The 24,371-nt window shown below is 41.0% G+C and carries 19 protein-coding genes; 14 read left to right on the forward strand and 5 right to left on the reverse strand.

Annotated elements, in window-relative coordinates; translation table 11 throughout:
- Positions 1 to 10 precede the first annotated feature (10 nt).
- From C7Y70_RS18325 to putA, 3 genes are all read right to left on the reverse strand, one after another.
- Positions 11 to 2,527, reverse strand: a complete 2,517-nt coding sequence (locus C7Y70_RS18325) for a TonB-dependent receptor (RefSeq protein WP_135476367.1) — start codon at positions 2,525 to 2,527, stop codon at positions 11 to 13.
- A gap of 107 nt (positions 2,528 to 2,634) precedes the next feature.
- Complete coding sequence (locus C7Y70_RS18330; RefSeq protein ID WP_135476369.1) at positions 2,635 to 3,834, reverse strand: HD-GYP domain-containing protein; 1,200 nt, start codon at positions 3,832 to 3,834, stop codon at positions 2,635 to 2,637.
- 104 nt (positions 3,835 to 3,938) lie between these two features.
- Complete coding sequence (gene putA, locus C7Y70_RS18335; protein WP_135476371.1) at positions 3,939 to 7,742, reverse strand: bifunctional proline dehydrogenase/L-glutamate gamma-semialdehyde dehydrogenase PutA; 3,804 nt, start codon at positions 7,740 to 7,742, stop codon at positions 3,939 to 3,941.
- Between the two features lie 170 nt (positions 7,743 to 7,912).
- Between putA and C7Y70_RS18340 the strand changes: the two genes are divergently transcribed.
- Entirely contained in the window at positions 7,913 to 8,392 is a 480-nt protein-coding gene (locus C7Y70_RS18340) for a winged helix-turn-helix transcriptional regulator (protein ID WP_099295014.1), read from the forward strand.
- 38 nt (positions 8,393 to 8,430) lie between these two features.
- Here the strand turns inward: C7Y70_RS18340 and C7Y70_RS18345 are convergent, their stop codons facing one another.
- A complete protein-coding gene (locus tag C7Y70_RS18345; protein WP_099295013.1) occupies positions 8,431 to 9,030 on the reverse strand; it encodes a TIGR04211 family SH3 domain-containing protein in 600 nt (199 codons plus the stop codon).
- Between the two features lie 208 nt (positions 9,031 to 9,238).
- Between C7Y70_RS18345 and C7Y70_RS18350 the strand changes: the two genes are divergently transcribed.
- The 4 genes from C7Y70_RS18350 (at position 9,239) to C7Y70_RS18365 (ending at position 14,038) form a co-directional block, all read left to right on the forward strand.
- Positions 9,239 to 10,759, forward strand: coding sequence for a CYTH domain-containing protein (locus C7Y70_RS18350; RefSeq protein WP_099295012.1), 1,521 nt, complete (start codon positions 9,239 to 9,241; stop codon positions 10,757 to 10,759).
- A gap of 32 nt (positions 10,760 to 10,791) precedes the next feature.
- Positions 10,792 to 11,454: an START domain-containing protein gene (locus C7Y70_RS18355; protein ID WP_135476373.1), complete on the forward strand. Its 663-nt coding sequence runs from the start codon at positions 10,792 to 10,794 to the stop codon at positions 11,452 to 11,454.
- A 140-nt stretch (positions 11,455 to 11,594) separates the two neighbouring features.
- A complete protein-coding gene (locus tag C7Y70_RS18360; protein WP_245321594.1) occupies positions 11,595 to 13,583 on the forward strand; it encodes an alkaline phosphatase family protein in 1,989 nt (662 codons plus the stop codon).
- A gap of 68 nt (positions 13,584 to 13,651) precedes the next feature.
- On the forward strand, positions 13,652 to 14,038 hold the full coding sequence (locus tag C7Y70_RS18365; RefSeq protein ID WP_135476445.1) for a diacylglycerol kinase: 387 nt from the start codon (positions 13,652 to 13,654) through the stop codon (positions 14,036 to 14,038).
- A 258-nt stretch (positions 14,039 to 14,296) separates the two neighbouring features.
- On the opposite strand, the gene metK is transcribed toward C7Y70_RS18365, so the two are convergent.
- The gene (metK, locus tag C7Y70_RS18370) at positions 14,297 to 15,448 is read right to left on the reverse strand and encodes a methionine adenosyltransferase (RefSeq protein WP_135476375.1); all 1,152 of its coding nucleotides are present in this window, start codon (positions 15,446 to 15,448) and stop codon (positions 14,297 to 14,299) included.
- 278 nt (positions 15,449 to 15,726) lie between these two features.
- Between metK and tkt the strand changes: the two genes are divergently transcribed.
- The 9 genes from tkt to C7Y70_RS18415 all read left to right on the forward strand — a co-directional run bounded on the left by tkt (position 15,727) and on the right by C7Y70_RS18415 (position 24,321).
- Positions 15,727 to 17,718 carry a transketolase gene (gene tkt, locus C7Y70_RS18375; RefSeq protein WP_135476377.1) on the forward strand — a complete coding sequence of 664 codons (1,992 nt, stop codon included), beginning with the start codon at positions 15,727 to 15,729 and terminating at the stop codon, positions 17,716 to 17,718.
- 530 nt (positions 17,719 to 18,248) lie between these two features.
- Positions 18,249 to 18,845 (forward strand): hypothetical protein, encoded by a 597-nt coding sequence (locus C7Y70_RS18380; protein ID WP_135476379.1) that lies wholly within the window; start codon positions 18,249 to 18,251, stop codon positions 18,843 to 18,845.
- 17 nt (positions 18,846 to 18,862) lie between these two features.
- Positions 18,863 to 19,489 (forward strand): hypothetical protein, encoded by a 627-nt coding sequence (locus C7Y70_RS18385; RefSeq protein WP_135476381.1) that lies wholly within the window; start codon positions 18,863 to 18,865, stop codon positions 19,487 to 19,489.
- A gap of 242 nt (positions 19,490 to 19,731) precedes the next feature.
- Positions 19,732 to 20,043, forward strand: a complete 312-nt coding sequence (locus C7Y70_RS18390; protein WP_135476383.1) for a pyrimidine/purine nucleoside phosphorylase — start codon at positions 19,732 to 19,734, stop codon at positions 20,041 to 20,043.
- 175 nt (positions 20,044 to 20,218) lie between these two features.
- Positions 20,219 to 20,575 carry a ribosome-associated translation inhibitor RaiA gene (raiA, locus tag C7Y70_RS18395; RefSeq protein ID WP_099295005.1) on the forward strand — a complete coding sequence of 119 codons (357 nt, stop codon included), beginning with the start codon at positions 20,219 to 20,221 and terminating at the stop codon, positions 20,573 to 20,575.
- A 131-nt stretch (positions 20,576 to 20,706) separates the two neighbouring features.
- The gene (locus C7Y70_RS18400) at positions 20,707 to 21,957 is read left to right on the forward strand and encodes a divalent metal cation transporter (protein ID WP_135476384.1); all 1,251 of its coding nucleotides are present in this window, start codon (positions 20,707 to 20,709) and stop codon (positions 21,955 to 21,957) included.
- A gap of 44 nt (positions 21,958 to 22,001) precedes the next feature.
- Positions 22,002 to 22,457, forward strand: a complete 456-nt coding sequence (locus C7Y70_RS18405) for a GNAT family N-acetyltransferase (protein ID WP_135476386.1) — start codon at positions 22,002 to 22,004, stop codon at positions 22,455 to 22,457.
- Positions 22,458 to 22,869: 412 nt separating this feature from the next.
- Positions 22,870 to 23,736: an alpha/beta hydrolase gene (locus C7Y70_RS18410; RefSeq protein WP_135476388.1), complete on the forward strand. Its 867-nt coding sequence runs from the start codon at positions 22,870 to 22,872 to the stop codon at positions 23,734 to 23,736.
- Positions 23,737 to 23,856: 120 nt separating this feature from the next.
- On the forward strand, positions 23,857 to 24,321 hold the full coding sequence (locus C7Y70_RS18415) for a nuclear transport factor 2 family protein (protein ID WP_135476390.1): 465 nt from the start codon (positions 23,857 to 23,859) through the stop codon (positions 24,319 to 24,321).
- The last annotated feature ends 50 nt before the right edge of the window (positions 24,322 to 24,371 follow it).

Below are 24,371 nucleotides of genomic sequence, written 5' to 3' on the forward strand. Positions count from 1 at the left end.
CAAGGGGGCTTTAAAAATTAAGGGTCAAAGATGCGCTGATAGTGCGCCCTAAAATAGGTCTGGCGTAGTAATAGTCATAGCCTGCCTGTACATCGTTAATTGCTCGCGGATTCCCTTCGGTTAAGCCAAGTTCATCACTGAGATTAGTGGCTTTAACATGCAAGGCAACGCTGTCATTAAAGCGATAATTGACACCCATATCGACGGTAGTATAAGCCGGTAGCTCAAATTTATTTTCGCCGTCGGAGTATCGCTCACCTAGATGATGAACCGTTAAGTACACATCGCCATCGTCAAAATAATAAGTGGGAGTAAAGCGTAATTGTACTTTGGGAGTACGTTTAACTTGTTTGCCATTCCAGTGTGAGAAAACACCGGTAAAACCTTCCATCTTCGGGTTTTGTACCACACCGGTTAATTCCAGTTGCAATGAATCGAGTGCTTGCCAAACAGCCTCAAACTCTACCCCATCAGTAATAGTATCAATCGTTTGGTTGGCGACTTCACCGTTGCTACCAGTAAAGTTACGCTCTACTAAGTCATTAAATTTGGTTCTAAATAACGTGACTGAGGTGCCTAGGGTGTCGCCTGAATAACGAGCGCCAAGTTCGCTAAAGGTAAGATTCACACTGTCATTAAAGTCAGCATCAACACCGGCATGAATGTTTTGCCCGTAGCTCATTAAACGCGGCATTTCGAACGCATCGGCGTAGCGGCCAAACATGGAAACATCGTCACCAATGGTGTAATTAAAGCCCACTGTCCATGCAGTTTCTGTTTCATCACGTTTTTTGGATAAGTATTTTGTTGAGGTGGTATCAACGTAGTTATTAGCGAGGTTGTTATCTACATCATTGCCACTTGCATCAAACGCGCCATCAACAGGTTTGGCAAACTCAGTGCCAGATGCCGTGCTATCAAGTTCTAGCCATTCAACGCGAATACCACCATCCAGACGTAAGTTATCAGTTGCTTGATATTGCTCATTAATAAAGAGTGAGTTCGAGGTACTAGTACCAAATGCTGTTGCTTGACCCCAGCCAGGTGCATAGCCGGTTGAGCCGTTGTCGGTGAGCTGACCAACCACTTGCTGGTTATCATCTACGGCAACAATATCAAGTAATCGGGCATTGTCTTTAACTTCGGTTAAAAATTGCGACTCCCATTTATCAACAGGCAGTGAATCGGCATCGACAAAAGCAAACAACCATCCCATAGTGAAAGTGTGTTTATCGCCTTCGTAGGTAAAATTAAGCTTATTAACGAATTGCTCGGCATCGTAGCGAGAATACAGCGGGTAGCTGGTGGTAATTAAGCCATTGCCATTTAGGTTACTTACATCATTAAGCATTTCGCCGCTATCTACATAACGATATTGGGCTGCTACAGCGCCATCATCCGCAAACTGATCAAGCATTGCCAGTACATCTTGTTGGCCAAGTCGGTCATTGGCATTGACTAAGGTTGAGTTGTCAAAGTTAAGCAAGATATACATGTCGTTTTCAAACTTAGAGTAACGGCCCGCTGTATTAAGTAACCAGCGATCATTGAGCTCCCAATCAAGGTTGTAGCCTAAGGTACTAAACTTAGTGTGTTGGCCGTCTTTATGATCGCGCGTTTGATAACTGCCATCTTCTTGCAAATAGTTAAGTAAGCGCTGACCATTACCAATTAATGTGCCGTGTTGCGGATTAACCCCGGGAATGCCTTTTGGATTGTTTTGATCTTGCAGCGGAATTGGCACAAAGAAAGTGGTGTGATCATTTAAATGTTTAGCCGAGAGGGTTAGTTGTCCTTTATCAAACTCGCGTACTAGATTAAGCCTAAGCTGACCACCGTGATCGGCAGTAAATTCGGTGTCTCTGACTCCGTCTGAACGGCGATAAAAACCACCCATAGACATTTTCCAATTATCACTGATAGGCGTGCCGTAAAAAAACTCACTACGGTACATGCCATAATCGGCAGTTGTGAACTTTATAGTGGCTTCTTCAACATCATCGGGTTTGCGAGTAATAAAGTTAACGAGTGCCGCAGGGCCGTTAGTAGTCAGTAAACCTGACGTACCACCGCGAACGGCTTCCATATGTTCGATGGTAATATCTTGGCGTTGATAAAAATCTACCCATACGCCGTCGTATACAACTGGCAAGCCGTCTTCTTCAACGCCAATATAACGAAATCCTTCACCACCTCTAAGACCACGTGGCGCTACATTGTTATTGGTTTCACCACCTGAGTCTTCAACCCAAAAACCTGGCACTGCTTCAAGTAAATCAGCAGTACCTAGCGGGGCTTCACGGGAGAGTTGCTCAGCATCTAAGGTGGTGATTGAAACTGATGATTCTAATTTTGTTTGTCCACGCCCGCCACTACCTGTGACAACGATGCGTTCAAGATCAAGTAGTTTTTTTTGCTCGCTATTAGAAGCAGAGCTTTGTTCTGCTGCAATAGTATTAATACTGAATAATACACTGCTTACAGCTAATGCTATGAGGTGTTTATTGTAAGTTCTGTTGTTGTTCATCTTATTCCCTTCGTTGTTGTTATAGACAAAGCTGACGGATTATTGGCTTTGTAAATCTATAAACGAACGAAGGGGGAGGTTTGGGAATCGTTTCTTATAAAAATTATTTAAGGCAGGATTGAATGTTTAAAAAATCTGATTAAATCAATATTAAAATCTTTAGGTTTCACGGCTGACTCCAGTGCATCATGAGTACGGCTATGAGCCAAATCAATATCTTCAACGCCTGTGTAGCGTGCATGTTTGGCATGATAAAAGGTTTTAACCTGCGGTTTTAGCGGGCTTGCTGGGTTGCTTTTTGTTACCAATCCGACTTTTTGGCTTGAAAGCTTCACCAAAGTACCAACAGGGTGGATACCAATACATTGGATAAACTTGGTCAATAGCTCGCCATCAAAGCTATCAGGACAGCCATCTTTCAGTATTTTAAAGGCTTTAATGGGCTCCATGCCATCTTTATAAACTCGCTCAGCTGTAAGCGCGTCATATACATCAACGATCGATGCCATACGCACATACTGACTGATTTCATCAGCGTGCTTACCAAACGGGTAGCCACTGCCATCCAGACGCTCGTGGTGAAAGCCTGCAATATCAACAGCAATGCCTGTTAAACCTGATTCTTCTAGAATTTGCTTACTATAAAGCGCATGATTTTGAATTGTTTTAAACTCTTGCTCAGTCAACCTTCCGGGTTTGTGAAGAATCTCATCAGGAATTTGTATTTTACCAATATCGTGTAGCAGGGCGCCTGTTGCTAGTTCTTCTATGAGCTCTTTTTCAAAATTTAAATGCTTGGCAAAAATACTAATTAAAACAGAAACATTAATTGAGTGCTCTAATAGGTAACTGTCTTTTTCTCGCATCCGTGTAATACAGGCCAGCGCATCTTGGTTACGAAAAACCGAATCAATAAAGCCACTTGCAAGCTCTTTAAATGGCGCTACTTCAATTGTTTTTCCTGCTTTAATATCACTAAATGCCTTGCTCTGTAAGTCTTTAGCTTCACAATAAAGTTTTTGAGCTTTGCCCATCTCTTGTTCAACAGAATGAGTGGTATGCCATGGGTCACGTTGTTTTGGAGTGTCACTAACAATGGGGGCGTCGTTGAGCTCTTTTGGTTGCTCTATGATGGTTTTATCAGGGTCAATCTCGACCTCTAAAATACCCGCTTTTATTAACTTATCGATACCAGCCTGCGTTTTTACCCACCCTTGGTTTTTTATTTTGATATTACCTGACTGCTTCGTTACTTGTTGTACGAACATACCGGGTAGAAGCTGTTTTATAGGAATGGTTTTAAACATTACTTACTCAAAAAAATTCGCATACATTAAAGTTAGCAAACTTTTCATTGTATAAGTAGCAAAAAGGGCGCTAAAAAGCGCCCTTTAATACTTAGTTGTTGATTTTATTCGTCATCTTCAACCAAAGTCATGAGAGATGTGTTACCACCTGAGGCGGTAGTATCAATACTAATCGTCTTTTCTGTGATCAGACGTTTGATCAGCGTATCGTAATACTCTGAGCTTATCACAGGCAAGATTGCGCCTTTGCGTTGTGCAAGCTGCTGGCTAAAGTAGCCCAGACGTGATGAACGTGCTGCAACCACTGCGCCCGCTAAATGTGGATGCGCCAAGATTGCTTGTAGCTGGTTTGGCTTTGCAACTTGGAACACACCTTCAGCGACACCCGTTGAGATAAACTTGTCTTTAAACGCAACAGCTTCATCATAGAATAATTCCGATGCTACTGTGATTACAGTATTACCCGCTGCAAGTGCAGTGATAATAGAGATAGCCCAAAAGTTAAATGATGTACTCTTATCTGCGTAACATACTACACAACCGCGTGCTTCAAGGTGTAGTGTGTTTGATTCGCCTGTTGGCCCTGGTAACGTAGTATATTTACGCATGTGCTTTTCAAGGCGGTTTAGCTGGGCACGTGCATCGGCAAGTGTTAATGCTAAATCATCTGCAAGCTCATCGATGATATCAACGGTGGCTACTTTGGCTAATAACTGTCTAACAGCAGAAACACGGTCATTTAGCGGTGTGCCACGCCAAATTTTTTCGTCGCGCATTGAGTTAGTCATTAACTTTTCAACTTGCTCATTTGCACCTGAGTAGTGGTGTAAATCAAGCTCATCGGGCGTTAAGTTGGTCATTTGCACGTTATCAGGTGACGCTTTTTCTTTAACTAAGCGTTGCAGGTAGTTTGGACCACCTGCTTTCGGGCCAGTACCAGATAAACCACGACCACCAAACGGTTGTACGCCTACAATTGCACCAATCATATTACGATTAACGTAAACGTTGCCCGCGCGTGACATTTTAGCAAGGTATTCACAGCGCTCTTCGATACGTGAATGAATACCCATAGTTAAGCCAAAGCCAGTGTTATTGATTTGGTCAACAACACTGTCAATTTCAGCGCCCTTAAAGCGAATTACATGCACACATGGGCCAAATACTTCACGTTTAAGTACTGATAAATCTTTGATTTCATATAAGCGTGGAGCAAAGAAATAAGCGCCATTTTCAGTATTATCAGGAATTTCACACTCATAGTGCAGTGTGGCATTGCCTTTTAGATACTCAACGTGATCGGTTAGGTTCTTCAATGCTTTTTCATCGATAACAGGACCAATGTCTGTTGAAAGTAGTGCAGGGTCGCCAACATGTAACTCTTTCAGCGCCCCTTTGATCATCTCAATGATGCCATCTGCCACGTCTTCTTGTAAAAATAATACACGCAATGCAGAACAGCGTTGACCGGCACTTTGGAAACCAGAACTAATCACATCATCAACCACTTGCTCAGGCAGTGCAGTTGAATCGACGATCATACAGTTTTGACCACCTGTTTCGGCAATTAACGGTACTTGAATATCATTACGCGCTGCAAGTGTTTGTGAGATGATAGTGCCAGTCTCGGTTGAACCGGTGAACATCACTGCTTGAATACGCTCATCGGGTACAATTGTCTTACCTACTTCACTACCGCGGGCAATCACGGGTTGTACAACATGCTCAGGTAAACCTACTGATAACATTAGTTCAATAGAGCGCAGTGCAATGTAACTAGTTTGTTCAGCTGGTTTTGCGATAACGGTATTACCGGTTACGATTGCAGCAGCTACTTGACCCAAAAAGATAGCAAGTGGGAAGTTCCACGGGCTTATACATAAAATAACACCGCGGGCTTCAAAGCGCTCATCTTCACTAAGCTCTTCAGCGCGAGCTGCGTAGTAACGACAAAAATCAACAGCTTCGCGTACTTCATCAATGCCATCTTGTGCAACTTTACCAGCTTCTTTAATACAGATTGCTACAAGCTCATCATGGTGGCGTTCTAGAATATCGGCAATACGACGAAGTAAATTTGCACGCTCTTTTACAGGTGTTTGTGACCATGACTCAAAGGCCGTTTCCGCGTTAGCAAGTAGGCTAAGCATGTCATCACTGTTATGTAATTTAACGTGGCCAATGACTTCTTTATGATTAGCTGGATTTTTAACCGCTAATGAGCCTTCAGGTACGTCACTTTCATTAATGCGATGTTCTTCAAACCACGAATCTAGGTTTTCTTTAAAGGGTGTAATTGCATTGATATCAGTTAAATCCATACCCTTTGAGTTAGCACGCTCTGCGCCGTATAAATCAATAGGCATCTTAATTTGCGTGTTGTACTTATTACGTAAACCTTGCAGTGTTTCTACAGGATCAGGAAGTAATGCTTCAACAGGTTGCGTGGTATCAACAATCGCATTTACAAACGATGAGTTAGCGCCGTTTTCAAGTAAGCGACGAACCAAGTATGCAAGTAAGTCTTCGTGCTGACCAACAGGTGCATACACGCGACACTGAATTTTCTCTTGCGTTACGATTTGGTCAAATAAAGACTCGCCCATGCCGTGCAGGCGTTGGAATTCAAATCCATCATGATCGCCTTTTGCAACTTCTAGAATCGTTGCCGCAGTGTATGCGTTATGAGTGGCAAATTGTGGATACAGCACGTCACGCGCTTCAAGCATTTTAATAGCACAGGCTTTGTATGAAACGTCAGTCGTTGCTTTTCGGGTAAATACAGGGAAATGATCTAAACCATCTTGCTGTGTAGTTTTGATTTCTGTATCCCAGTAAGCGCCTTTAACTAAGCGTACCATTAGTTTGCGGCCAACGCGGGTAGCAAGCTCTGTGAGCCATTCGATAACAAAAATAGCGCGTTTTTGGTATGCCTGAACAGCTAGACCAAAACCATGCCAGCCAGCTAAATCGTCGTCGCTAAATACGGCTTCAATGACATCAAGAGAAATATCCAAGCGGTCAGCTTCTTCAGCATCTACTGTAAAGCCAATATCGTAACTTTTAGCGACCAATGCAAGCGCCTTAAGTTTAGGCACAATTTCTTCCATTACACGTTCTTTATGGGTGAATTCATAACGTGGATGAATTGCCGAAAGTTTCACTGAAATACCAGGGCTCTTAATTGGGCCGCGGCCATTTGCAGCTTTACCAATAGAGTGAATCGCATTTAGGTAACTTTGATAATAACGGTCCGCGTCTTTCATTGTACGCGCGCCTTCACCTAGCATGTCGTATGAGTATACATAGCCCTTGCGTTCTGTATCTGCTGCACGCTCAATGGCTTCGTCAATGGTGCGACCCATAACGAATTGTTTACCCATGATCTTCATCGCGAAGTTAACTGACTTACGGATTACTGGCTCGCCTAAACGACCAATGGTTTTTTTCAACACACCAAATTGCTGATCTTTGGTTTTGTCGTTGTAGTTAACCATTTTCCCGGTCACTAACAAACCCCAAGACGATGCATTAACAAACAGAGAGTCACTGCTACCTAAGTGTGAGCTCCAATCGCCTTTTGCTAATTTGTCACGGATAAGGGTTTCTTGAGTCGCTTTATCTGGCACACGAAGTAGGGCTTCAGCCAAACACATTAATACCACACCTTCTTCACTCGAAAGTGAGAATTCATTTAAAAGTGCATCAACACCGCTTTGACCATCTTGGTCTTTACGAATATTGTGAACTATTTGACGTGCACGCTCCCATGCACGGCTACGGGCTTTAACACCTACTTCGGCAAGGGGTAAAATATGATCAATAACTGCATTTTCATCAATGCGGTAAAAGTCACGGATCTTTTGTCGAATTGGACACGTTGTAGTCAAATCGCCGTTGAATAACATAAGTAACCTCAAAAGTGTGGAGTCTTGCAGCAAAAAAAGAGTGCTGCTCGATTATCATGTTGTTTAATGCGTGCATTCTAATTAAATTCCAGCAGAATATGCTGGTTAAATTTGCCGATTTACGATAATTTACAGGGCATACGTTAAACTTATCCGCATAAAATTCTGTTATGACAAGTCCCAATAGATTACGCCTGCTTGATCGTATCGATTTAGCAATTTTAGACGTTCTGCAAAAAAACGGCAGAATATCTAATGTGAACCTTGCAAAGCAGGTTAACTTAAGCCCCAGCCCTTGTCTTGACCGAGTAAAACGACTCGAGCAAGAAGGCTATATCGAGGGCTACTTTGCTAAGCTTAACGAAGCAAAACTTAACCAGAGTTTATTAGCGCATGTACAAGTGTCATTAGTAACATCAAATACGGCCGTATTTAAAGTCTTCCGTGAACATATTTTACGAATTACTCAAGTTATCGAGTGCGATATGGTGGCAGGGGGTTACGATTATTTATTAAAAATACGTGTGTCAGATATGGACGAATACCGCCAAGTGTTAGGTGATTTAGTTGATATACCAGGCGTAGGTACACACCATACCTATATGGTTATTGAAAAAATAAAGCAAGACAATGGCCTAAAGCTCGATTAAATAAAAAAGCACCTATTGGTGCTTTTTTATTGTATTGCTTATGCCCATCCGTCGTAACGTTTACGGCGCGACAGCACTATCGTTAAAATAATCCCTAAAAACAATCCTATAAATGCGATAGCTCCCCCGTAGGTAAGTAGCTGACGTTTCTCTTTAGCACCGGCTTGTTGCTTTTGAGTACGTTCAGCATTTAGAGTCGTTTGCAGTTTGGTGATTTGTTCTGACAACATTAGATTTTGATCAGTGAGTGATTGGTTTTGCTCTTGTAGTTGTGGCAGTTCAATCTGGGTTTGACGAAGTTGCTCTTGCATCGACGTCATTTCTTCACTCAAAGTGCGATATTGCTGGTGAATACCAGCTGATTTAGAGACAAACTTAGCCTCTACCCAGCCTTCGCGTTCTTTATCATCAATGACTTTGACGAAGCCGTTTTCTTCTGGTGAAAGTTGCGTTAACTTTGTTCCCGCATCTACTGATCCGATAATTCGGTAGTTCTTACTCGCACCAGAATGCATAAACGTATAAAGATTATCAACAATATAAGCCGTATTTGTATTGTTTGTTGAATTTGCTTCTTCGCCGTGACTAACAAACGCAACAGCGCTAAGAAGTAAAGCTAATAAGGAATGTTTAAACATTAATCTACCCTGTTAATGTAACCGTGATCGTTACGGCAATTTTTTCGTTCTAAGTATAGAGATAGTATGGATTAAACTCGTTAATAGCAAGGCTGATATTGTAATCACATCACAGTGAATAAATGAAATCTCGCTAAAAAATTTGCATTACCGCTTTGCTTTGTTTATTTTGAGCTCTTATTTATTTTAAAGGTAATCCTCAAGCCTAATGGATACTGAGATAGAACTTAAGTTTTTGGTGTCAGATGCCGTTGTTCCACTGATCCCCGCGTTAATTACTCAATTTGCAAAAACCGTCACAAACAAGCCTTCCCGTAGTTTGCAAAATGCTTACTATGACACTCCTAGTCGAGAGTTAAGAGCACTTGATATTGGTTTTAGAACACGTTGTGCAGATAATCAATGTGAGCAAACAATCAAACTAGCAGGAGAAGTTGTTGGAGGTTTACATCAACGCCCTGAATATAATTTGCCGATTGAAAGTAACCGCCCAGATATCACTGAGTTTGACAGCGGTATTTGGCCTCACGGCATGCAAGTTAACGCAATAGCCGCTAATTTATACCCAATATTCAGTACTAACTTTATCCGCCGCACTTGGTTAATTGAAACCGAAGGTGGAGCAAAAATTGAGGTTGTTTTAGATAAAGGTGAAGTGTCAGCTTCTGGTCGGGTTGAAATTATTTGTGAGCTTGAAATCGAACTGATGGAAGGCAGTCGTGATGAGTTGTTTGCGTTAGCCGATAAACTAGTCGCACAGAGTAATATTCGTCTTGGTTTGTATTCAAAAGCGGCCAGAGGTTATCGTTTAGCGGATGAAAAACCACTTAAACCGAGCAAATCAATCGGTTTTGTTTCACTGCCTAAAAAGGCCACGCAAGAGCAAGCTCTCATTGCAGCAATAGGGTTTGGTATTCGCTTTGTGCAAAAACATGAGCAGTGCTATTTTGACAAGCCTAGCTTAAAAACGCTTAAACGAGTTACTGATGGCATCAGCCTGATTCGCCACACGTTTTGGCTATTTGATGACATTGTAGATAAAAGTACTACAGAGTCATTAAGAGTTGAGCTTAAGTGGTTGTTAAGCGAACTAGCGTGGGTTGAAAACGCTATTCAACTTAAAACATATACATCAAAACGTCATGCCTATTACAAAAAAATTAACAGTGCGCCAGAGCTTACTCAAGTGATCAATGACCTAAAAGAGCTACAGCCAAGTATTGATGACATCAACAAACTCTTTCACAGCGCACGCTATAATCGGTTACTCCTTAGTTTAACTACCTGGCTTGTAGATAAACAGTGGCGTAAAAGCTGGGGGCAAACCCAGTTTCAAGCCGCGGAACGCTCTGTTGATGAAATAGCAAACCGTTTATTTCATAAAGATTGGCAGGATCTGCACCAGTTGTTACCAGAGCAACAAACTCTTACTTGTAAAGACTACTTAAACCTACGTACCCGCCTTGAAAATAGCTTACTCAGTGGCAACTGTTTAGGTGCATTGTATGATAAAGAGGATCGCAGTGAGTTCCGTATTCCATGGCTTGATATTTCTCATGGGATATATGAGTTGTGTACGCTCGATTATTTAAAGCAGCTATGCGCAGGACAAGAAGACGAAGAGCTTGCCAAAATACAACATTGGCTTGAAATGAAATCTGAGTTTTTGGTCAGTGCGATGGAGCAAAGTCGTTTAGCATCATTTAAGATTTCACCCTACTGGGAATAGCCTTGTACTGATAGCAACACGATGGAGTGTTAATGCGCAAAATAGCCGGGTTATTAATCATACTGTGTTGCTTTACAGTTTATTCTGCGCAGCAAACACCATGGCAATTATGGAAAACTCAAGATGGTGTCAGTGTTTCTTTTAAAAAACACTCAAATGGTATTGTTGAAGTGCAAGGCACGTTACAGATAGAAAATAGCACTGCAAGCGACTTCATGGCCCTTCTTAGTGATACTGAGCGAGCCCCAAAGTGGGTCGAAAATGTGAGTCACGTTGAGGTGCTGGCCCGCCCAAGCGACGCAGAAACTATCGTGTATACAAAAATTAACTCGCCGTGGCCTATCAGAGATAGGGATATGGTGAGTTATTCCTGCTACAAACGGCTAAATCCCACACAAACGTTATTAACGATTAGTGCTTACTCTGATTTTAAAGAACACGTTGATTCGGTTGTGCGTATCAAGGATTTAAAAGCGACTTGGTTACTCGAAGAGCATAATAGCCCAGAAAAGGTCAGTCTGGCGCTCACCCACACAGTTTATGCAGACCCAGGTGGTGCAATACCCCATTGGTTAAGCAATAATGTAAGTTTAAAAAGTACGCTTAAAACACTACGAGCTTTACGTAGTGAGCTCGCTCAAGAGCAATATCACGCTGCGCCTACTGATATCAAAGAGGGTAATTGCTCTATATAGTGTTACCTTTTTGTTCCTTATAAGTTAATTACTTGTATTCGTTACACTTTCTTACATATTAATACATAATCTAAATGGAATTTATGGCTAATATTGGTATAGTTCCTTTTTTAGGAATGTGTGCTATAAGGACATAGGTTGTGTTTAATGCTATTTCAACGCCTTCAAGTCGTTGGTTTTCATTTGTGGCAGAGTGTTGGCGTTTAGCTGCACTTTGGTTTGCAGGTGTATTGCTCTTCATGAGCTTTCGTATTTTCTTCTTAGTATATTTTTATGACCATATTGCAGCACCTTTAGATGCAACAGCTCTATACAATACTTTAAAGACTGGCTTTGCTTTTGACTCAGCTGCGAGTGGGGTGTGTTTTAGTATTCCTTTTTTACTCAACTGCATCTTTCAGCCAATGCGGCTAGGGCACTGGGTTTCAAAAGTTCGTATTTATACTGCGAGAGTATTTTTTAGCGTAATGATCTTATTATGCATTACCAGCGTCACCTATATTTCTGAGTATGGTACACAATTTAACTACTTTATGTTTGAAGGGCTACATGATGATCAGCAGGCCATCGCATTAACCGCAATAAAGCAATACAAGCCATGGGGCAGCCTTATAAGTTTAGTGCTTCTGTTGTTTATTGCGTTTAGATATTGCAAGCATGTTGAGCAAACTAGCCTTAGTTTTTTATCGCGCATTTATACTGTCTGTAAGTGGAAACGCACACTACTGGTTATTCTGATAACGGTGCTTTTTATCTGCGCTATTCGCGGCTCATTCGAATCTCGTCCTGCTTCGCGTAAATGGTCTGCGGTGACTCCTGATGCGTTTGTAAATAACCTTGTGATTAACCCTTTTCGTAGCTTTGTGTATGCAATAAAAGACTATAACGAATTACAAAATCATGGAATAGATGGTAAAAACCCCTATTTGAGCTCAAATGCTGCACCACTCACTGATCCATTACTCGATTATCAGCAACACACAAAAGGAGCGTTTATTGACCCTCCATCACAGGTGTTTTTTATAATCATGGAAAGCTATGATTCGTGGCCTTTGCAGCAAAAGTACGCATCACTTAATGTGACTAATGAATTAAAAAGCTTAGCTAGCAAGGGGATCTATTTAGATAATATGCTACCTGCTGCCAGTAGTACGATGAATTCACTTTCGAGTATTTTGTCTGGTATTCCATTTTCAGGTGTGAACATGAGCCGCATTGGCCCGCAACAACCTGCCAGTAAGCTTTCTTTTATTAATCAAATGGAGCGGCTTGGTTACACCAGTCAGTTTTTTTATGGTGGATTACTCTCATGGCAAAATGTGGGTGAATATGTAGAATCGCAAGGTGTCGATAATATTTATTCCGCGACAGATGCTGGTGGTAAAGGCAGTGCGGGTGTATGGGGGATTGATGATAGCCAACTATTTGAACTCGCAGCGGCTAAAACCGAGCAAAAAAGTTTTAATGTAATTTTAAGCGGCAGTTATCACGGTCCTTTCAATTTAGATTTAGCGCAACTTGACTACCCATACGCATCTTATGATGATTACCCCGCAACAATACAATCGCTAGAAGGCGAACTATTAGACCCCTATGTGTTAGGGCATTTATGGTATGCAGATAAAATGCTGGGCGAGTTTGTGCGAAAAATGGAGCAGCGTTATCCTGATGCACTGTTTGTGATTACGGGCGATCATTTTAGTCGTCGTTACCTACATAGCCGACCTAATTTGTTTGAACTAACACACGTGCCAATGGTGATTTATGGGCAAGGTATTACACCTGATTTGTTGTCATCGCAACACGTTGCAAGTCATATGGATATTGCTCCAACCTTACTTAATTTAATCGCACCTAAAAATACAGCGTTTTATAGTATGGGCCAATCATTGTTAAGTATTGACGAAGAGCGCACCGTTTTTGGTTTTCAAACTATTCGTCGCAATGAAAAACTGTGGAAGGGAGATTTAAAGGCGATTTACGAGTATTATAAGGTTAATGAACACGATAAAACTCAGTTAACGTCATTCAGTCCGTCAGGGGTTGAATATATTGATGCTGATACAGAGCAAGCTTATAATCGTTATATGGCTACTGCATGGCACTTGCTTATTCGTGGTATGGAGTGAGTATTTGTTAGCCATACATCACTAATTCAAAGCCGTATGAAAAAGATAATAAAATGAATAAACCTGAAATCAATTTAGTTAATAAACCCAATGGCATTGGTATAGGCCGAATTATAAAAGCCACTCAGTGTTCTATAAAAGGGTTTAAAGCGGCTTTTAAAGAAGAGTCGGCATTTAGAACTGAACTGGCATTAGGTGTCATTTTGTTGCCCTTATCGTTTTGGTTGGCGCAGTCTTTACTGCACTGGGTGATACTCACTGTTAGCTTTTTATTTTTATTGATTGTTGAATTACTTAACTCCGCTATTGAAGCATTAACGGATAGAGTAGGGGTTGAATATCATGTTTTATCTGGGCGCGCTAAAGATATAGCATCAGCGGCAGTAACCTTAGCTTTAATTGTATTGTTAATAGTATGGGGTGTCGCTGGATATGAAAAGATACTTACATTATAGGTTAGAAAGTTAGGTAAAACGTCACGGGCTTCGAATAGATCTTAGTACCTAGTCACTTTTAGCTATTATTTTATAATTACTTCTCTTGAGCGCAGCGTCTCTTAATCTCTTTGTGAATAAATTACTTTTAAATTTAATTGCGTGGGGTAGCGCATGCCTAGCAGCAAGTTTACCTCGCGACAAAAACGTAGAACATAATTTCTAGGCATAAAAAAAGCGCCAATTGGCGCTTTTTCTACATTCACACAAAGGCTGGAATTAAAGACCAGCTGCTGCGCGAAGTGCGTCTGCTTTATCTGTGCGTTCCCATGGGAATTCATCACGACCAAAGTGGCCGTAAGCCGCTGTTGGTAGGTAAATTGGACGCTCAAGATCTAGCATTTGAATTAAGCCGTAAGGGCGTAAGTCAAAGTGTTCACGAATAAGTTCGATTAAACGACTTTCTTCTAATTTGCTAGTACCAAACGTTTCAACACTGATTGACGTAGGCTCTGCAACACCGATAGCGTAAGAAACCTGTAGCTCACACTTGTCAGCAAGGCCAGCGGCAACCACGTTTTTAGCAACATAACGTGCAGCGTACGCAGCTGAACGGTCAACTTTTGATGGATCTTTACCAGAGAAAGCACCACCACCGTGACGTGCCATACCGCCGTAGGTATCAACAATGATTTTACGACCTGTTAAACCACAGTCACCCATTGGGCCACCGATAACAAAACGGCCAGTTGGGTTGATGAAGAACTTCGTTGCGCTAGTAATTAGCTCTGCAGGTAGTACCGGCTTGATGATAGTTTCCATTACCGCTTCTACTAAGTCATTTTGTGAAATTTCTTCACTGTGCTGAGTAGAAAGAACTACTGCATCGATACCAACAGGCTTACCATTTTCGTATGCAAAGGTTACTTGTGATTTTGCATCAGGACGTAACCAATTAATCTCGCCGCTTTTACGTACTTGCGCTTGGCGCTGTACTAAACGGTGAGAGTACGTGATTGGTGCAGGCATTAGCACTTCAGTTTCGTTACATGCGTAACCAAACATTAAGCCTTGGTCACCAGCGCCTTGTTCTTCAGGGCTAGTACGGTCAACACCCTGGTTGATGTCTGGTGATTGCTTACCGATAGTGTTTAAAATTGCACACGAATCAGCATCAAAACCCATATCTGAATGAGTATAGCCAATTTCACGCACTGTTTTACGCGTGATTTCTTCGATATCAACCCATGCACTCGTGGTGATTTCACCACCGACCATGACCATACCGGTTTTTACGTAAGTTTCACACGCAACACGTGCATGAGAATCTTGCTCTAAGATGGCATCTAGTACCGCGTCAGAGATTTGATCCGCGATTTTATCCGGATGACCTTCAGAAACTGATTCAGAAGTAAATAAATGTTTTGCCATTGTATTTCTGCTCACAAATATTGCGCTTCACAAACGTCGGTAAGAGCGCTAAAAAATTAAGGGACGTATTTTATCTAAAACAAATATATTTTCATAGTAATTTTACGCCTAGACGTCTAAATAAAATTACTAATAACTTTTAGTTCTTAATAAACCTCCATTTTAGTCTAATTTATTAGGGGTTTTAATTGCACACTGCCCCTAGAATAAGTAAGAATGGGTGTTTCTAGTAAAACACACAATCAACCAGCGCAAATACAGTAAAGGTAGGAGAATTCATGCCGTCTCGCAAAGAACTTGCAAATGCTATTCGCGTCTTATCAATGGACGCAGTACAACAGGCCAAATCAGGCCACCCTGGAGCCCCTATGGGCATGGCAGATATCGCAGAAGTACTATGGCGCGATTATCTAAATCATAATCCAACAAATCCAGAGTGGATAGACAGAGATCGATTTATACTCTCAAACGGCCACGGTTCAATGCTTATTTATTCTCTACTGCATTTAAGTGGTTATGATTTACCAATTGACGAAATTAAAAACTTCCGTCAAATGCATTCAAAAACACCGGGTCATCCAGAATATGGTTATGCACCAGGTATCGAAACCACTACGGGCCCACTTGGTCAAGGGATCACAAATGCAGTCGGTATGGCGATTGCTGAAAAAGCATTAGCGGCTCAGTTTAACCGTGAAGGCCACGACATTGTTGATCACTTCACATATACGTTCTTGGGCGATGGCTGCCTTATGGAAGGTATTTCTCACGAAGCATGTTCGCTTGCTGGCACTTTAGGCCTTGGTAAGTTAGTGGCATTTTGGGATGACAACGGTATTTCAATCGATGGTGAAGTCGAAGGTTGGTTCAGTGATGATACCCCAGCGCGTTTTAAAGCGTACGGTTGGCATGTAATCAGTGATGTAGATGGCCATGATTCAGACGCTATTCGCACAGCAATCGAAGAAGCACGCAGCATCACAGACAAGCCAACACTCATTTGCTGTAAAACAGTAATTGGTTACGGTTCACCTAATAAATCAGGTAGCCATGACTGTCACGGTGCGCCACTGGGTGAAGACGAAATTAAAGCCGCGCGCGAGTTCCTTGGTTGGACTGGCGACGCATTTGACATTCCAGCTGACATTTACAGCGAGTGGGATGGCAAAGAAAAAGGTAAGCAACTTGAAGCGAGCTGGGATGAAAAGTTTGCCGCATATGCAGCCGCACACCCTGAACTAGCAGCAGAGTTTAAACGTCGTACAAGTGGTGAGTTACCAGCTGATTGGAGCGAGAAATCACAAGCGTACATTGAGCAACTTGATGCAAACCCAGCAAACCCTGCATCACGTAAAGCATCACAAGATGCACTTAATGCATTTGGTCCTCTATTACCAGAGTTTATGGGCGGCTCTGCTGATTTAGCAGGTTCAAACCTAACAATTTGGAAAGGTTCTAAAGGCCTTGAAGCCAATGATGCCAGCGGTAACTACATCTACTACGGTGTGCGTGAGTTTGGTATGTCAGCAATTATGAACGGTATTGCACTACATAAAGGCTTTATCCCTTACGGTGCGACCTTCTTAATGTTTATGGAATACGCGCGTAATGCTGTACGTATGGCTGCGTTAATGAAAGTGCCAAGCATTTTTGTTTATACCCATGATTCAATTGGATTAGGTGAAGATGGCCCAACCCACCAACCAGTAGAGCAAATTGCGAGCATGCGTTTAACGCCTAACCTAGTTAACTGGCGTCCGTGTGACCAAGTTGAGTCTGCAATTGCATGGCAACAAGCCATTGAGCGTAAAGACGGTCCAACGTCATTGATCTTTACTCGCCAAGGGCTTGCTCAACAAACTCGTTCAGCACAGCAATTAAGCGATGTGAAAAAAGGCGGTTACGTACTTAGCTGTGATGGTGAGCCTGAGCTTATTTTAATTGCAACTGGCTCTGAGGTGCAATTAGCACAAGATTCAGCGACTGAATTACGCAAGCAAGGTAAAAAAGTACGTGTTGTATCAATGCCATCTACCGATGTATTTGATGCACAAGATGCTGCATACAAAGAAAGCGTATTACCAGCAAGCGTTACACGCCGCGTAGCAGTAGAAGCGGGTATTGCTGATTACTGGTATAAATACGTAGGCCTAAATGGCGCAGTAGTAGGTATGACCACCTTTGGTGAGTCAGCCCCTGCTAACGAGCTGTTTGAACACTTTGGCTTCACAGTAGAAAACATCGTAAACAAAGCTAACGAATTGTTTTAAGCGCTAGTTGTTTAAATTTAAAAGCCCGCACTGTGTTTACGCAGCGCGGGTTTTTTTGTGTGGAGCTGTAAGCTTTCAGCCGTCAGCTGTCAGATCAAAAAGTAACCCAAGCACAGTGCCAAGTAAAATCGTAGGAGGGTGCTTAAGCCCCGATTTTTATAGTGTGCTTTTTTAATTCTTTGTAAGATCTTGTAGGCGTGAAACTTGTTCCGCGCGTTGTCTTTGTAGGTCGTGCTTTAGCGCGTCTCCAAAGCCATCAGCTTCAGTCATCATCCGTCAGATCAAGAGTAACCGAGCCACAGTACCAATAAAAACCGTAGGAGGGAGTTTTAGCCCCGATTTTATTGGTGTTTCACTCTCGATTTTATGGTGTCCAAATTACCTTATTTGACTTCGCTTTAAGCAGAGCAAAAACTTAATGATAGTAATGTGTTAGGTAATTTGTTAAAACTATATAAAATAGTAAGTGAGCGGTAAAATGGCAGAAATACCACGATTAGCGTACTAAAAATGTTATAGGTATCAGAGATATGATTGAAGCAATTGAAGGCAAGCTTACTCAAGTTCGAGCTAGTGGAATTGCTGAACTACTAAAAGTCGTAACAGAACAATTCATAATACACTGCAACACCGTAAATCTAGTATACGAAAAATATGGAAAGATACCGGAAGGTAAGCTCTTAGCTCAGGAAAGTTTTGACGCAAAAACTCAAGCAATTGTTTCTCAAGTTTTTACCGCAATGATAATAGAAGCTTTTTACTTTGATTATTATCATGGTAAAAAGTCTAAATCTGAAGCTGAGAAATGGTCTAAGCAAAGCCCAGTAGAAAAGTTCTCGTCGCTTGCCACGAAGTTTTGGAATATTGAAAATATTGAAGAAATTGAGCTATACAAACAACTGCATGATTTAAATAAAGTAAGAAAAAGGTGGGTTCACAATCAAAGTACACAATTAGGTAGATATCGAAAAGACTTAAATTACCTATCTTCTGATGGTTGTGTTGAGCTACTTCGAAGCTTTTTTAGCTTCGTAGATGAGCAAGACCCTTCATACAAGGCTGCAAAATTAATTTCAGATTACTTGTCGGCTTTGCAGTTTAATATAAAAGGATACACAGGCCTATAACAACCCATTGTGGTCGTTTGCAGTACTCACTGGGTATTGGTGTTCTAGGTATAACCGAGACATTATTGATGGAACCAGAAAGTAAAAAATATAATCAAATAATGGTGAAAATGTATGAAACAGTCTCATATTTCATCGAAGATGTTGAATCATCAGATAGGTTAACTATAGTCAAGGACTCACAGTTTAATCGCCGTCAGTATGTTCGTTCATTGTGTGCATTTATTGAAGCAACAATATGGCAATACAAACAGTGCTGTTTGAAGTTAACAAAGCTTGTAAATATGCCAAGTTTAACAACCATTGAGAAGGCATTTTTAGATGACGAGGAAGTCAAATTGAACGATAAAGGCGACTTCTCGACAAGCAGAATTAATATCCCATTATCAAGGAACCTTTTAGCAACAGCTAATGTATTGAATAAAATGCTTCACACAACTATCGAGCCTAAGTCTGATAATGCAGGTTGGGAGTCTTTTGTGAAACTTAATCGAGTTAGAAACACTCTTATGCATCCCAAATCTAAAGCTGATTTCGAGGTAGATGATGATGCTATGAAGTATGCGAGAACCACTTTCATGTGGCTTGTAAAAGAGTTCCATAAAAAAGTTTTTGATTCATCAGTTGAAATCAAGAGTAAGTAAAGCAACTTTGTAGAAAGAGATGTGGGTTCGCGCCTTGTTTTCCCCATCTCTATTTTCACTTATTAACCTTTTAACCTATTGACGCGCTAAAGCACGACCTACAATGTTGGCTCGAAGCTCGAAGCTCGAAGCTCGAAGCTCGAAGCCAAATGAACATTTTTCACTTCACTGCTCTTGCAAGCTTTGGGTGTATCAGGCACTGTGGTCATTAATAAATTATAAAACACTAAACAGGAGTGAGGATGTCTCAGTTTGATAATGTAAGTGTTGTTAAAACAGCAAACGTGTATTTTGACGGTAAAGTGTCAAGCCGTACAGTGATTTTTGCAGATGGCAGCACCAAAACATTAGGCTTTATGCAAGCGGGTGAATTTGAGTTTGCTACTAGTAAAAAAGAGCTAATGGAACTTAACGGTGGTCAGTGGGAAGTTTTGCTCCCGGGTGAGACCGAGTGGAAAACTATGTCAGCAGGTGAGTCATTTAATGTTGATGCGAACGTTACTTTCCAAGTAAAAGTGGCTGATTTTGCTGATTACTGTTGTTCGTACACTTAAAATAAGTATACCGCTGAAAGCCCTGCACCACGTGGGGTTTTGCATATTTAATGCTCGCCAATTGATCTTAATCAGCTTTACTAACAAATAAATGTCATATTTCTGTGTTTTGCGCTTGTGTAAATCTAAATAGCCCCCAATACTAGAGTTGAGGTAACAAAAAAAAGGATACCCTATGAAAATTAATCTTTCTGGTCACCATGTTGACGTTACTGACTCTATTAGAGAACACATCAACGAAAAGTTTTCAAAAATTGCGAGCCATTTTCCATCTCTGATCGCACTAGATATCATTCTTTCAAAAGAGCATCATAAGCTCCAAGCAGAAATTAGCACTATTTACGAAGGCGCGCGTATGTCGGTAAAAGGTGAGAACGAAGTTCTATACCCAGCTATTGCAAGCGCAGCTAAAAAACTCGATGCGGCACTAAAGCATCGTAAAGGACAAATCAAAGCGAACCTACACGAAAAACCAGTGAGCACCACACCTGAGATTGCTCACGAAAAAGTTCAAGAAATGGACTTGCGTTAATATTTAAGGCGCTAGGTTCTAGGTAACTAGGATCTAGCGAACCGTTTAATCTTCTACTTACTTTCTCACTTTCAATCCTCTGTAAAACGTTGTAACTTGCTTATTAATAAAAATAAAATGTAAGCATGGATATGCATTCAACAACATCAACTTGGCAAACTCGTCTAAACGCATTAGGCCCTGGCATATTAATGGCAACGGCGGCAATTGGTGGCTCTCACCTTGTTGCATCAACACAAGCTGGCGCTATTTTTGGCTGGCAGCTTTTTTGGCTCATAGTGGTGGTGAACGTACTAAAATATCCGTTTTTCCGCTTTGGTATTGAATACACGCTCGCCACTAAAAAAAGCTTAGTTGAAGGCTACCAAAGTAAAGGCCCGTGGTTTTTTTACAGCTTTATTGGTTTGAATATTATAGCCGCCATAGTGAATACCGCTGGCGTGTTATTACTCACAGCAAGCCTATTGCACTATGCATTGCCTGTGAGTATCTCTGTAACCTTATTGTGCTGGTTAATATTAGCCGTGTGTTTAGTTATTTTATTGCTAGGCCATTTTAAAGCGCTTGATAACGTTGCTAAAGCGATTATGGGCCTACTCACCTTAGCTACCGTAACAGCGCTTGTTATTGCAGTTAGCAGCGGTGCTATTAATCATGGAACAGTGACGCCTGTTGATTATATTGGCCCGTCGCCGTATGAGCTTGCTATGCTGGGATTTATGGTGGCGCTAATGGGCTGGATGCCCGCACCGATTGAAATTTCAGCACTCAGCTCATTGTGGCTAAAAGAAAAGCAAAGCCAACAAACGGTAACACGTATGGAGGGCTTGTTTGACTTTAATGTTGGTTATTGGCTAACCGCTGCGTTAGCGCTGGTGTTTTTCTCACTGGGCGTGTTAGTGCAATACGGGCAAAACAATGAAATTGCATTAGGCGGCGTAGCATTTGCTAAACAACTGATTGATATGTACGCCTTCACAATTGGTGAGTGGGCAAGGCCCTTGGTATCGGTTATCGCGTTTTTATGTATGTTTGGCACTACTTTAACCGTGCTCGACGGTTATGCTCGAACCCTTAATGAATCGCACAAACTGCTTGGCTTTAAGCAAAGCAAACACAGCTTAAATATCTGGCTAATATTGCAATCACTCGCTGGCATGGCGGTGATCTTGTTTTTTAAATCAGCCCTCGGCCCCATGCTTACCTTTGCCATGACACTCGCCTTTATAACCACCCCCATTTTTGCATGGCTAAACTTTAGCCTAGTGCGCTCGGAGCCCAGTATTCAACACTCTAAATTGGTGCGAACGTTGAGTTGGATTGGTTTGGTTTATCTGATTGGTTTTGCACTGGCGTTTTTGGTTTGGAAATTAGCCGCTTAAAAAGTAATAAATAAAACCGGAATACAACGAGTAAAGAGGAATAAATGAACATTAAAACTGGCGAACTTGCACATCCAGATGTTATTGCATTATTGCAAAGCCACCATAATGATATGCTACAGCATTCACCAGTAAAAAGCGTACACGCCCTTGATGTGAGTAAGCTCGCAGCGCCGGAAATAACGTTCTATAGTTTATGGATTGACAATAATTTAGCAGGGGTTGGGGCATTAAAAGCGCTCAATACGACTCATGGCGAGATTAAATCTATGCGCACATCATCTGCTCATTTACGCCAAGGTATAGCCGCTAAATTACTTACCCACATTATTGCACAAGCAACACAGCGCGGGTATAAAACACTAAGCCTAGAAACCGGCACCGCCGATGCGTTTTTGCCCGCACAAAGGCTATATACTCGCTTTGGTTTTAAAGAATGTGAGCCGTTTGGTGATTATGTTTTAGACCCCTACAGTCTGTTTATGAGTAAAGTGCTTTAAGCTACAGCAAGAAGTACCTACTGCCACTTGTTTAAAATATTTGAATCAATAGGGTCAAATTTTGACTTTAAACATCAAAAGCCTTTTAAAGAAATGACTCACGAAAGTGGATGCATTTACTTCATTCTGCGGCAACTGTATTGCCTTGTTCAGAATATAGAAAAGCTGCAAACAGGCTGCATTAAAAAAGGGGGAAGTCCTTTTCAGCCGAAATATGCCACTTAGTCACCTATAACCACCTTTAAAACATCCACTAAAACAACCGCAAATCCTCTTTTCTATTTTATGTAAGATAGCGATAACAGATTGAACCAAAATAGAAACTCGGCTATGGTTGATTCGTCAATAAAAATAAATTTAAAACGAGTTAATCTACAGGCTTGCTAAGCCTCACGCAGAGAATGGAGTCTAAATGAGATCAATACTATGTTTATTTTCAATTTTAATTAGCTTTGGTGCACTAGGTACAGAGCAGGAGTTACAAGCAACAAAGTCTGGGTTATATGACGTTGGTGGGTTTAAGTTGTATCTTGAGTGCTACGAAAATGACAAGCCTCAATTAATACTTGAGCAGGGCTTCGGTCTTTCTGGTTCAGATGGTATTTGGTTAAAGAATATTGAAAAACTAAAAAGTGAATTCAGTATTTGTTTATATGATCGAGCTGGCCTTAGCAAAAGTGAAAGCGGTCCAGTACCATTTACAGTAAATGATATCTCCAGAAGGCTACGCAACTTATTACAAGCTGCAGATGTTAAAGCTCCTTATTATTTTGCAGGCCATTCATACGCATCATATGTCATAAATTCATTCAATAACCTATATCCGCAAGAAGTGATGGGGGCTGTGCTAATCGATCCACCTCCTTTAGGCTACTTCTATACTATGGGTACAAGGTGGCCTAAAAACTTTAAAACGGATAATGAAAAATTGGAGCGTTTTTATAATTTTGAGCAAAGTGTTTATGATCCAATGTTTGAAAGCGTTCCTGAAAACGTAGATCATATGAAAAGCTACACAATCTTATCTAATGCAGCGAATTTCGGTGATAAACCTATTATAGTTTTACGCTCTAAACAGACTGGAAAGCGCTATGATCCTCCTTTTGTACCTGAGGAAGTCGCAAAGCCAATGGACTCCCTATATGCTAATGCAGAGACTTACTTCAAAAGTTTATCTACAAATAGCCGAATTATCTATTCGGAGTCAGAAAAACACTTCTTGCATATTTATGACAGTGACTTGGTTGTAAAAAGCATTAAAGAACTTGTTAGCAAGTGAGGCTTAACAAGGTGACAAAGCGAATGGGCGTCTTAAATTTGGCTAAGCGTTCATTTTCACTTATTTTAGCCAACTTCAACTAGTTGCTTAACGTTGTGTTAAGCAGACAAAGAGAGTTCAGTGAAAAAATTAACTTTCATATTCATATCGCTTATTTTATCTTTTTCAAGTTCTGCAAATAACAACTTCACGGCAGATCAGTTAATCGAAAAAGCAAAGGCATTTGTAGCAGCCAAAAATGCTCGGCAACAACCAAATACAACCACTAAAGAAATAGATCATTATATATCGTTACTATCTGATAACTTCATCGATGAACATGTTAAATTCAATTTTACGTATACTGATAAATCGAAACTCCGTTCAGATATGATTGGTAAGCTAAAAGATGAAGTTATAAATAGCGATATTGAGATAAACGAAATTATGGTAGGGGCTAATGTTGTTTTTATAAAAATGACTGAAATGGGTAAAGTTAAGCCAGTACACTTAGATAAAACCATTGAATATAGTAAAACTAATATTGTCTCATTAGAGTTTAACGAGTCAGGTTTAGTAAAGCATATTCGCCGACACCACGGTTAAAAAATGAGATCATGGCTTGCCTTTTACCTCTTTTTTGGGTGTTCTAAATA

Source organism: Pseudoalteromonas sp. KS88 (genome assembly GCF_004766475.1).
Classification (GTDB): domain Bacteria; phylum Pseudomonadota; class Gammaproteobacteria; order Enterobacterales; family Alteromonadaceae; genus Pseudoalteromonas.